At 45.2% G+C, this 11,496-nt stretch carries 13 protein-coding genes; 4 read left to right on the top strand and 9 right to left on the bottom strand.

Annotated elements, in window-relative coordinates:
* Window positions 1-216: 216 nt before the first annotated feature.
* Genes WKF69_RS15675 through WKF69_RS15660 form a run of 4 tightly spaced genes read right to left on the bottom strand, consistent with a single transcriptional unit; the run spans window position 217 to window position 3,508 of the window.
* Window positions 217-822, bottom strand: coding sequence for a hypothetical protein (locus WKF69_RS15675; protein ID WP_340383068.1), 606 nt, complete (start codon window positions 820-822; stop codon window positions 217-219).
* 1 nt (window position 823) lies between these two features.
* Window positions 824-2,098, bottom strand: coding sequence for an adenosylmethionine--8-amino-7-oxononanoate transaminase (gene bioA / locus WKF69_RS15670; protein ID WP_340383067.1), 1,275 nt, complete (start codon window positions 2,096-2,098; stop codon window positions 824-826).
* Window positions 2,080-2,532, bottom strand: coding sequence for an NUDIX domain-containing protein (locus tag WKF69_RS15665; protein WP_340383066.1), 453 nt, complete (start codon window positions 2,530-2,532; stop codon window positions 2,080-2,082). Before WKF69_RS15665 ends, bioA begins: the two co-directional genes overlap by 19 nt.
* On the bottom strand, window positions 2,525-3,508 hold the full coding sequence (locus WKF69_RS15660; RefSeq protein ID WP_340383065.1) for a cation diffusion facilitator family transporter: 984 nt from the start codon (window positions 3,506-3,508) through the stop codon (window positions 2,525-2,527). Before WKF69_RS15660 ends, WKF69_RS15665 begins: the two co-directional genes overlap by 8 nt.
* 126 nt (window positions 3,509-3,634) lie before the next feature.
* Here WKF69_RS15660 and WKF69_RS15655 point away from each other — a divergent pair, with 126 nt between their 5' ends.
* Together WKF69_RS15655 and WKF69_RS15650 are read left to right on the top strand one after the other, a co-directional pair.
* Window positions 3,635-4,831, top strand: coding sequence for a pyridoxal phosphate-dependent aminotransferase (locus tag WKF69_RS15655; RefSeq protein ID WP_340383064.1), 1,197 nt, complete (start codon window positions 3,635-3,637; stop codon window positions 4,829-4,831).
* A gap of 350 nt (window positions 4,832-5,181) precedes the next feature.
* The gene (locus WKF69_RS15650) at window positions 5,182-6,165 is read left to right on the top strand and encodes a bifunctional ADP-heptose synthase (protein ID WP_340383063.1); all 984 of its coding nucleotides are present in this window, start codon (window positions 5,182-5,184) and stop codon (window positions 6,163-6,165) included.
* Window positions 6,166-6,486: 321 nt separating this feature from the next.
* Here the strand turns inward: WKF69_RS15650 and WKF69_RS15645 are convergent, their stop codons facing one another.
* Window positions 6,487-7,734: an ABC transporter permease gene (locus tag WKF69_RS15645; protein ID WP_340383062.1), complete on the bottom strand. Its 1,248-nt coding sequence runs from the start codon at window positions 7,732-7,734 to the stop codon at window positions 6,487-6,489.
* A gap of 234 nt (window positions 7,735-7,968) precedes the next feature.
* Here WKF69_RS15645 and queA point away from each other — a divergent pair, with 234 nt between their 5' ends.
* Entirely contained in the window at window positions 7,969-9,018 is a 1,050-nt protein-coding gene (gene queA, locus WKF69_RS15640) for a tRNA preQ1(34) S-adenosylmethionine ribosyltransferase-isomerase QueA (RefSeq protein ID WP_340383061.1), read from the top strand.
* 55 nt (window positions 9,019-9,073) lie between these two features.
* Window positions 9,074-9,754 carry a 2-C-methyl-D-erythritol 4-phosphate cytidylyltransferase gene (locus tag WKF69_RS15635; protein WP_340383060.1) on the top strand — a complete coding sequence of 227 codons (681 nt, stop codon included), beginning with the start codon at window positions 9,074-9,076 and terminating at the stop codon, window positions 9,752-9,754.
* Window positions 9,755-9,797: 43 nt separating this feature from the next.
* On the opposite strand, the gene WKF69_RS15630 is transcribed toward WKF69_RS15635, so the two are convergent.
* The 4 genes from WKF69_RS15630 to WKF69_RS15615 form a co-directional block, all read right to left on the bottom strand.
* A complete protein-coding gene (locus WKF69_RS15630; RefSeq protein ID WP_340383059.1) occupies window positions 9,798-9,953 on the bottom strand; it encodes a lmo0937 family membrane protein in 156 nt (51 codons plus the stop codon).
* Window positions 9,954-10,087: 134 nt separating this feature from the next.
* Entirely contained in the window at window positions 10,088-10,309 is a 222-nt protein-coding gene (locus WKF69_RS15625) for a DUF2795 domain-containing protein (RefSeq protein WP_002996718.1), read from the bottom strand.
* 81 nt (window positions 10,310-10,390) lie between these two features.
* On the bottom strand, window positions 10,391-10,939 hold the full coding sequence (locus WKF69_RS15620; RefSeq protein ID WP_340383058.1) for a cob(I)yrinic acid a,c-diamide adenosyltransferase: 549 nt from the start codon (window positions 10,937-10,939) through the stop codon (window positions 10,391-10,393).
* Window positions 10,940-11,053: 114 nt separating this feature from the next.
* On the bottom strand, window positions 11,054-11,496 hold a 443-nt coding region (locus WKF69_RS15615), incomplete at its 5' end, for an ATP-binding cassette domain-containing protein (protein ID WP_340383057.1).

The following is an 11,496-nucleotide window of genomic DNA, read 5'->3' as shown; positions in this document are numbered from 1 at the left end:
TGTCTTGTCATTCTGGCGAAAGCCAGAACCTCCCGTCCCTTAACTTAATGACATTTCGCGAAAGCGAGGACCTCCTCCGCACTTCGCCCCTCACTTGATCATCTCTCCCCACGGGCTGAAGCCTGTGGAAACATACCCAACGAATTATAAAAAGGCACGCCGAAAGATATGTATACAGTTAGCTGCAGGCAGGCAGGTTGGTCCCTGGTTCTTGGCTCAAATCTCCCTCTCCAACCCCACCATCCACTTCCCAAACAACTCACTCTCAAACTCCACCGCCTTATCCGCATGCCGCTCCCAGTCCGGTGAAAAATTCTTTAATTGAACCAGCATTTCTTCCAGGTGCCCTTCTTCTTCCAAAATGATTGATTTCACATTTACTTTGCTCTTGGTTGCGTCCAGCACATCCTGGTAAACAGGGTATAATTCATCTGCGCGGACTTCAATAGCATAGGTAACTAATAAATAGGCTGCAAATTTCAGCTCGTTGCCGCTTAGTTTCAGTTCCGATTTAAGATATTTACAGACGTGGACATCGAGCATGTTCAGGTAATACCGGCTGTCGTGGGTAGCTAAGAGATGCTCATCCGAGTAATCGGGGCATAAGCCAGCGCCCAGCTTCGAGATCTGCTTTTTAAGATAGAAAGCGTGACGATGCTCTTCTGCTGCATGCTTTAATATAATGAGGGTAACATCGGTTTTGTGCTCGCTGGCAGAGATCTTGCGGGCACCGGTGTTCTCCATCAATGACAGGGTATTAAGCCATCTGGCGTGCTTTTGGGTATCGGCTACTATTCCTGTAAGGAGATGCTGGAAGTTCATTTTAAAATTGCTCTAAGGCTTGTTCTATTTTTTGGTAAATATACTTCAGCTGATCATTTGTGATGCAGTAAGGAGCCATTATATAAATGATGTTGCCGAGGGGGCGCAGGATAATTCCTTCCCTGAGAAAGAAGTTATACAGGTCATCCCTCAGGCTGTTGAAATAAGAGGTATTGTCGCCCGTTTCCCATTCCATTGCGAGTATGGTGCCGGTCTGCCGGATGGTCCTGACTTTGGGATGCTTTGCAATGCGTGCGGCAAAAGACCGGTGTGATTCTTCAATCCGGCTGATATCAGCTATGGTTTCCGGTTTTAATAAAAGATCAAGGCTTGCCAGCGCTGCCGAGCAGGTAACCGGGTTCGCCGTAAAGGAATGCCCGTGGAAAAGGGTTTTTAATTTATCATCCGACAGGAATGCATCGTAAATCTTGCCCGCACAGGTCGTAACGCCGAGCGCCATAGTGCCGCCCGTTATCCCTTTGGAAAAGCACATCAGGTCGGGCTGCTGGGTTAAATGATCTGAAGCAAAAAGCTTTCCTGTCCTGCCGAAGCCTGTCATCACTTCATCGGCAATGGTCAGGATGCCCTCCTTCTTGCAATGCATTAGTAATTCGTCCAGGTATTTAGCCTCATACATATTCATACCGCCGGCTCCCTGTACCAAAGGCTCGAAGATGAAAGCGGAAAGCTGAAAGCTGAAAGCTGAAAGCTGTTCCTTAAGACGAGTGATATTCTCCGCATTAGGGAGGTCTATAAATTCTACGTCGAACAGGAACTGCTCAAAAGGTTTGGTAAAAGCGCTCCTTGCGCTTACTGCCATTGCTCCGAAGGTATCGCCGTGGTAGGAATCATGAAAGGCGATTACTTTAGTCCGCGGCTGGCCGCTATTACTCCAGTACTGGAAGCACATTTTCAGGGCTACTTCAACGGCGGTTGAGCCATTGTCGGAATAGAAAACCCGCTTTTGATTATCAGGCAGGATTGCCAGCAGCCTTTCCGCAAGCTCTACAGCGGTCGGGTGCGTAAAGCCGGCAAAGATCACATGCTCCAGAGTCCGCAGCTGTTCTGCAACCTTTTCAGCTATATAGGGATGTGCATGCCCATGGATGTTAACCCACCAGGAAGAAATAGCATCCAGATACTTTGTGCCGTCTTCAGCGATCAGGTGCACCCCTTCGCCCCTTACAATAGGAATGGGCGCAGCAGCGGTTTGCATCTGCGTATACGGATGCCAGATAACTGCCTGGTCGCGTTCTGCTAATGATCTTTGAGCCATTTCTCTTTTAATAGTTCGATAGCCCTTTGATCGGTTGGGAAAGTAGCATCCTCCATCGTCAGGTCTTGGATATGTTTCCACCGGAAGGCCTGCAGGATATCGCCTTCACTGTCGAAATCAAAGGTCTTCTCTTTAAAGTTCAGCTTCAGTTCGGCTAAAGACTTAACGATATAATACACGCTGATGATCTGGCTGTCGTTAAACACCGACTTGTTAAAGAAATCTGTGGTATAGAAATGCTCTGTTACTTCGATCTCGGCATTGCATTCCTCCACGAACTCGCGCTTCAGCGCATCGATCAGGCCCTCGCCATATTCCAGTCCGCCCCCGGGGAACTTGGAAAAACGGAAGCCATGCTCCTCTTCATCGCTCATTAAGATCTGATCCTGGTCGTTGATCAGCAAGCCATAAACCCGGACATTAAATTTATACATCGGCAGAAAAATGTTTCTTGTTACGGGTTACGTTTTCGATGGTCCAGGTAATGTCTTTTGTCCTGGGCTCCGATCTTACCGGGCAGGCATCCATGCGGCAGTAGTGGCAACACTCCGGAATACATGGATCAGCATGGATAAAAAACTCGATAGATGAGCTTGCCTGGCTGTTCATCATGGCATCGACTTCCGATACCTCTTCGTGAACCTTATTCAGGTCAAAATAATATGGCAGGGTAAGATGACAGTCGATATGGATATCAGGCCCGTAACGCTGTGTCCTCAAATTGTGCATGTCTATCCAGCTATCCTTGCGGCAGGAATTCAGGATAGAGATCACCTCATCGGCAGTCTCAAAATCAGATTCATCCATCAGGCCGGAAACGGAGCGCCTGACCAGCTTATACCCGCTGTAAATAATGAAGATGCCGATAGCGATAGACAGTACGCTATCCAGGTAATTCAATCCCGTAAGGTAGATCAGGATCAGGCCAGCAACAAGTCCGGCAGACGTATAGGCATCAACCTGCAGATGTTTGCCATCCGCAAAGAGGGTCAGGGATTTTAATTTTTTACTCTGGCTGATGAGGTAGTATCCCAGCACAAAATTAACAAGCCCGGTTGCAGCAATGATGATAGAACCGACAATCAGCTCATTGACATTGTGTGGATATACCAGGTTATATGCAGACTTGAAAATAATAAGAATGCCGGCAATGCCGATCAGACTGCCTTCAATGAATACCGAAAAGAATTCCACCTTGCCGTGGCCGTAGGGATGATTATTATCCCGCGGCTGTGCAGCTACATAGATGCTGTAAAATGCAAAGGCGCTGGCCAGAACATTGACGATACTTTCCGCGGCATCCGTCAGAATTGAATTAGAACCCGTTATAAAGTAGGCTGTAAACTTCGCAAGCATCAGCAGGACGCCGATGCTGAGGGATAGCAGGATTACTTTTTTTTGACTTTGCAAATCGGGCGCTTAAATACGGCCAAATTTAGACAATACAAGAGTGGAATTTTAATAAAATCGCAATTTCCGGCTCATTTCTCTTTAATTTTTGCATTGCCTTCTTAGGTTTCTATATTTGCCTTAATTATGAACACATTATCAAACAGAATTAACTATTTATCCGAGTCCGCCACAATAAAGATGGCTAAAATGGGCAGGGAATTGGCTGCGAAAGGCGTTGATGTTATCAGCCTTAGTTTAGGAGAAACCGATTTTTACACTCCCGACTTTGTGAAGCAGGCAGCTAAAGATGCTATTGACCAGAATTTTTCTTACTATACTCCTGTTCCGGGATATCCTGAGCTGCGAAAGGCGATCGCAGCTAAACTGAAGCGCGAGAATAACCTTGATTATGATTTCGATCAGATCGTTGTTTCTACAGGAGCCAAGCAATCACTGGCCAATGCAATTCTGTGTGTGGTTAATCCGGGTGATGAGGTGGTTATCCCTACCCCGTACTGGGTTTCATATTCTGAGCTTGTAAAATTAGCGGACGGCGAGTCTGTGTTCATCAATACTACCCTGGAGAGTGACTTCAAAATCACTGCCGAAGAGCTTGAAGCGGCAATTACCCCTAAGACCAAGCTGTTCATGTTCTCATCGCCGAACAATCCCACAGGAAGTGTTTACACCCGCGATGAGCTTGCTTCACTTGCTAAAGTTTTTGAAAAATATCCTCAGATCTATATCATCTCTGATGAGATCTACGAGCATATCAATTTCCTGAATGAGCATGAGTCTATTGCTCAGTTTGACAGCATTAAAGACCGCGTGATCATTATCAACGGGCTATCCAAAGCGTACGCGATGACTGGCTGGAGGATTGGTTACTCAGCAACGAGTAAAGAGCTTGCTGCTGCCTGCGATAAGCTTCAGAGCCAGATCACATCCGGCACTTCTTCCATTACCCAGAAAGCGGGCATAGCTGCCTACGAAGGCGGGCTGGATACCATTAAGGAAATGAAAGCTGTCTTTAAAGAGCGCCGCGACCTGGTGTACGGTTTATTAAAAGCCATCCCGGGATTGAAAGTCAACTTACCAGGGGGCGCATTTTACTTCTTCCCTGATGTTAGCTCTTTCTTCGGCAAAACTGCCCCTGATGGCTCAACAATTAAGAATGCTGAAGATCTATCTTTATACCTGCTTAATACCGGCCATGTGGCTACGGTAAGCGGCGATTCATTCGGTGATCCTAAATCAATCCGTCTATCATACGCTGCAGCTAACGAAAAACTGATAGAGGCGATGAAGAGGATTAAAGAGGCGCTGGGAGCGCTGAAGTAGTTGTTTTGCCGCGCTGCGCCTGCCTGCGGTAGGCAGGCTCGCAATGACAATAGTTGTTAGTTGTTAGACTGGGCGGAAAGCATGGCGGAAAGCACGGCTTAGTATATTTTTGCCGCATAGGTCGCTGTGCAGGCTTGCTTTAATCTAAGTACTGCATGTGCCAGGTAAACCCGATTGGAGCAATTAGCCTTTGCCGGCGTAAATTTCAAATCAAAATAGCTATATTAAGGCAAAGCTAATGCGAAAAGCGGGGCTATCGCGCCCTATGGAATGCTGTATTTGCTTTCCAAAAAATAATATGTCCGCTTTGATCTAAAAGGTTTAAAAGAATTTTGATACATATGCATCCTATGACGGACATTTTCGAAAAATTCAATTTACTGACCATCCTCGTTATCGGGGACGTGATGATGGATAGCTACGTTTGGGGCAAGATCGGGCGCATGTCTCCGGAAGCGCCCGTACCAGTTGTGCAGGTGACGAAAAAGGAGAACCGCCTGGGCGGTGCCGCAAACGTAGCTCTGAATGTTCAGTCGCTGGGAGCCAAACCCATCATTTGTGCCGTTATTGGTGATGATCCGGAGGGCCTGGATCTGCTGAGCCTTATGGACAGCGCCAATCTCACCAGGGAAGGAGTAATCACCGTTAAGGGACGGCAAACTACTGTTAAGACGCGAATCATTGCGCACAATCAGCACATAGTACGGGTAGATGCTGAAACAGAGACTGATATTCCTGATGAATCCAGCCGCGAGGTGCAGGAAAGGATCGCAGAGATCATCAGCGCACAGAAAATTGACGCTATTATCTTTGAGGATTACGACAAAGGGCTTATCTCAGAAGAACTGATCACATTTACCGTAAGCCTCGCCAATCAAAAAGGGATCCTCACCATCGTTGATCCTAAAAAGAGAAACTTCCACTTTTATAAAGACGTTAGCTTATTCAAGCCTAACCTTAAAGAGCTACGGGAAGGCCTTGATGTAGAAATTGATCCGGTCAGCGTTACCCAGATTGAAGCCGCAGTCGACCAGATTAAAGCAAGGCTTAACGCAAAAAGCGTAATGCTCACCTTATCAGAACACGGTGTTTTCGTCAGCACAGCAAAAGATCAAAAGCTGTTTCAAGCCCATTCAAGAAAGGTCGCCGACGTTTCCGGCGCCGGTGATACCGTGGTAGCTACCGCTGCCCTCTGTATTGCTTCCGGGCTTGATGAATATCAGACTGCTGCAATTGCGAATCTCGCGGGAGGCATTGTATGCGAACACGTTGGTGTAGTTCCTATCGATAAAGCACAATTATTACAAGAAGCGAAGTTGCTTTTTCCCGATTAACGTTGTTCCCCGATTTAGTCGGGCCTGCCTACCGTCAGGCAGGGATCTCGTCTTGACACGCGGCTACAGCCGCAAGTGTCGACCGGGACATCAAGTCTGCACACGGATTACAATTTATTTTACAGCTGCGCTGGAGGTTTTTGATTCTCATAAATTGACATGGCAGAGGACGCTAGCTGCGCCGCGTCTATGAGGAGATCCGTCCCGGGCTTGATCCGGGATCCAGTCGGGGAAGAGCCCTATCGAAACCCTTCCTCCCGGCGCATTGTTACGTCAGCAAGACACTCTCAACTTGCCACTCTCAATTCTCCACTCAAAAAACTATTTACTCCGTATCGCCTCAACCGGATCCAGTCTCGATGCCATAAACGCCGGTATAAACCCTGAGATCAATCCAATTGCTGTAGAAAGGATAATAGTCAGTATAACCTTACTGATATCTACAACGATATTCACATCCATAAAGGTTTTAAGGCCAAACGCCAGCAGGAATACAATTCCGAGCCCTATTGCCCCGCCCATAAGACATAGCAATACAGATTCAATAAGGAACTGCAGCATGATAAAGTAATTCTTAGCTCCCAGGGATTTCTGGATCCCGATAATATTGGTCCGCTCTTTTACGGATACGAACATAATATTCGCAATCCCAAAGCCACCTACAAGTATAGAAAAGCCCCCAATGAATGCTCCGGCGAAATCAATGATCCCGAAAAGCTGATCGAGCTGTGCAGTAAGAATAGTTGTTTTATTTAATGAAAAATCATCATCATCCCGCGGGCCAAGCCTGTGGATAGATCTTAAATTACCCTTTAATTCGGCTTCAAGCTCTTCAACGCTTACATTTTCGCGCCCTTTAACCGTGATCTGAGGACCGTATCTTTCGTCCTCAACCTTGATAACCCCTTTGGCGAAGTTTAGCGGAACCAGAACAGTTTTATCTGAAGACACACCAAGCATATCCTCCCCTTCTTCCTTAAATACCCCTACGATGGTAACCTTTCTTCCCAGGACTGTTATAACCTTTCCAACCGGATCAATATTAGGAAATAATCCTTCCGCTATCTGGAAACCAATGATTGCCAGTGGCCTTCCTGCTTTTGATTCACTATCCGTAAAATAACGGCCGCTTTCAAAGTCAAACTTCCAGACCTTATAATAATCGTGAGCCGATGCCGAGATCTGTGCACCCTCAATACTGTTGTTCCTATATTTTATGGTACGGTTACCAATTCCAATTTCAAAGGAAATTCCTTCAGCGCCCTGGAGGCGGTCGCTAAGCTTTGCATAGTCGCGAAGAGACGGCTGCGGCCTGCTGATATATTTCCACCAGGGAAAATCAGGCCCGCCGGTCCATGGCCATTTTTGAATGTATATGGTATTGCTTCCTAATTTCTCAACACTACTCTGGATATTATTCCGCAGGGTATCTACAGCAGAGAACACGCTGACGATGGTCATGATACCGATTGTTATGCCTAACAGCGATAAAATAGTCCTTAGCTTATTTTGCCTGAGAGCCCCAAAAGCGAAAAGAAAACTTTCTTTAAGAAGTTTAAGAAATATCATATGCCCGTTTAGACCAAATTTAATTAAAAACGTTACAGGGGTATCATCATTTGGAAATTATAATTTTGGTAGGTATCAGGTATGAGCTTTATGCTGAACTGTGGGTTATGAGTGTCCACCACATCTCCCATCTGTACCTCCAGCCTCAAACCTCTGCTTCAGACTTTATACCTCATTTCTCATTTCCCATTTCTTTTTCCTAAATTTGCGCCCTGAAATCACTCAATATAAAACATGAAATTATCCCAGTTCAAATTTGATTTACCCGAATCACTAATAGCTCATAATCCATCAGAACAACGCGACGAAGCCCGTTTGATGGTTCTAGACAGGAAGACAGGTGCTATCGAGCATAAAATATTTAAGGACGTTTTGGGATATTTCGGCGATAAAGATGTGATGATCCTTAACAACACGAAGGTTTTTCCTGCGCGTTTATACGGCAATAAAGAAAAAACCGGCGCTACAATCGAAGTTTTTTTACTTCGTGAATTGAACCGCGACCTTCGTCTTTGGGATGTTCTTGTTGATCCTGCTCGTAAGATCCGTGTTGGAAACAAGCTTTATTTTGGCGATGATGACCTGCTGGTTGCTGAAGTTGTTGATAATACAACCTCCCGCGGCCGTACTATTCGCTTCCTTTTTGACGGAACGGATGATGAATTTCGCCGCAACATTGAGATCCTGGGCGAAACCCCGCTTCCAAAATATATCAAGCGTAAAGCTACTGCTGAAGATAAAGAACGCTATCAAACCATATTTGCTAAGAAAGAAGGCGCTGTTGCAGCTCCAACTGCAGGACTGCACTTCAGCCGCGAGCTGATGAAACGCCTTGAACTTAAAGGTGTTGACTTTGCTGAGGTTACTCTTCACGTCGGACTCGGAACTTTCCGTGCCGTTGAGGTTGAAGATCTGACCAAGCATAAAATGGATTCAGAGCAATTCATCATCGAACAAAAAGCAGTCAATCTGGTGAACAAAGCTACCGAAAACAAGCAGAAAGTTTGCGCCGTTGGTACTACTTCCATGCGTGCGATCGAGTCGGCTGTTTCTGCAGGCAGAGAGCTAAAAGCGGCTAATGACTGGACCAGCAAATTCATTTTCCCTCCATACGAATTCAGCATTGCTAATTCGATGATCACAAACTTTCACACCCCTGAGTCAACTTTGCTGATGATGGTGGCTGCATTCGGCGGTTATGATCATGTAATGAAGGCTTATGAAGTTGCGGTGAAAGAGAATTACCGTTTCTACAGCTATGGCGATGCAATGCTGATCATCTAAGCAAAAACTTCTTGTATCGGGTTTTTAATATATTGATATCCGGAGGATTGATAAAATGCCTGGTGTAAAATATTATGCAATAATTGTAGCCGGCGGCTCAGGCAGTCGTATGCATGCTGATGTCCCAAAACAATTCATGCTATTGAATGGCCGGCCGGTGCTGATGCATACGATAGAGGCTTTTCATTCTTCCGCATCTGCTCCCGAGATAGTCCTTGTATTGAACGAAGCCTTCCACCAATACTGGAAAGAGCTTTGCGCGGAGTATACATTCTCCATTCCTCATCAATTAGTTAAGGGCGGCGAGCAGCGCTTTCATTCGGTACAAAATGGCCTTGAGGATATTACAGAACCTGCTATAGTTGCCATTCATGATGCTGTACGGCCATGCATATCACTCCAGATAATTGATTCGGCATACAAACAGGCTGAAGAAACTGGAAATGCAGTTGTCGCTGTAAAAAGCAGGGATTCTATCCGGCAGGGTACGAAAACCGGAACGGTTAGTTTAAACCGCGACGAGATATATCTGATCCAGACACCACAAGTTTTCAAAATTGAAATATTAAATAAAGCCTACGGGCAGGAGTACCGGAGTGAATTTACCGATGATGCAGCAGTCGTAGAGAGCTCCGGAGTAAAGATCCTTTTGATCGAGGGAGATACAAGAAACCTTAAGATAACTTACCCTGAGGATATCCTTGTAGCACAAACCTATTTACGTTCAAAAAAATAAAGCACCCGCTTAAATAAATAAACGGGTGCTTTAAATTTATTTCTTAGATTGTACCGCCTCTGATTACGCGAAGTAGGATAGCGATGATAGCGATTACAAGAAGAATGTGGATTAAATTACCACCCATTGGTGAAATGAAGGCTCCAAAGATCCAGAAAATGATTAAAATAACTGCGATCAAATAAAGTAGATTACCCATAGTTTTAGTTTTTAGTTAATTAATAGCTGATTAAGTTTCATACCATTAATACTAAAATCGTACCGATTGTTTTAACAATGTAAAAAAATGTTGTCGCAGGATAAAAAAAAATCCCGCAGGTGCGGGATCAGTTTCTAATATTCGTCTTCGTTAAAGAAAAAATCGTCCTTGGTAGGATAATCGGGCCATATTTCTTCGATGTTTTCATAAGGCTCACCGTCATCCTCCAGTGCCTGAAGGTTTTCAATAACTTCTACAGGGGCACCTGAGCGGATCGCATAATCTATAAGTTCATCCTTTGTAGCCGGCCATGGCGCGTCCTCTAAATGCGACGCTAATTCTAATGTCCAATACATATTCTTAGAATTTTATTTATACTTTTTGTGCAAAAATATAATAATTTAAATAAGATTATTAATTAATTTTTAACATGTTACCTAAACCCTTGGAAGCCACTTATTTTCGGGCAAATTTCTGTCGAAAACTAGCTTCCGCGCAAGCACAAACAGGTAGTCACTCAGGCGGTTTAAATAAATAACTACCTTCTCATCAACAAAGCTCTCTTCTTTGAGATGTACTGTAATTCGTTCCGCACGCCTGCATACACATCTCGCTATATGGCAAAATGAAACAGCTGTATCTCCCCCGGGAAGAATAAAGTGTTTAAGGTCCGGCAGCACTTCATTCATCTGATCCATCTGCTGCTCGAGCAGCTCTATATCAGTAAGCTTCAAATCAGGGATCTTCATTTTAGACTTTTCCGGATCAGAAGCCAGTGCAGCCCCGATTGTAAAAAGCCTGTCCTGGATCTCCTTTAAAATATCTTTTTGTTCGGTTGAAATTTCCTGATCCCGGATCATTCCGATATAAGAGTTCAGCTCGTCAACCGTGCCATAGCTTTCAATCCTCAGATCATACTTAGGAACCCGCGTACCTCCTATTAAAGAAGTAAGGCCATTATCTCCGGTTTTGGTGTAGATTTTCATTGAGACGGAAGCATGAGGTCTGATATCTCAGGTCTGATATTAATAATAAATTTTGTTTTTCACGGGTTAGCTTCTGTCATCAGACTTCTGACCTCAGTCATCATGCCTACAACCTTACTCTATCTTCTCAAAATCCGACCCCTTAACCTTCATATCTTCAAGTCTTGGAGAAACGGTCTTAATATTTTCATTCTGGTAATCATTTTCGATCAGGCCGTCACGCATCCGCACAATTCGGTGTGCATGCTGTGCGATGTCTTCTTCGTGCGTTACCAGTATGATCGTATTGCCTTTGGAGTGGATCTCTTCCAGCAGGCCCATGATCTCAACAGATGTTTTCGTATCAAGGTTTCCCGTTGGCTCATCCGCAAGGATGATAGACGGATTGTTAACAAGGGCACGAGCTACAGCCACACGCTGGCGCTGACCACCGGAAAGCTCATTAGGCTTGTGATGAACCCTATTTCCAAGCCCCACGCTTTCGAGAGTCTGTTGAGCACGCTGGTCCCGTTCATTACGTCCAATCCCTGCATATACCAGCGGCAAGGCTACATTTT

Origin of the sequence: Daejeonella sp. (genome assembly GCF_037719425.1) — a bacterium.
Classification (GTDB): domain Bacteria; phylum Bacteroidota; class Bacteroidia; order Sphingobacteriales; family Sphingobacteriaceae; genus Daejeonella.
Note: the sequence above shows the minus strand (reverse complement) of the source record. Positions and strands in the feature narration are given on the sequence as shown.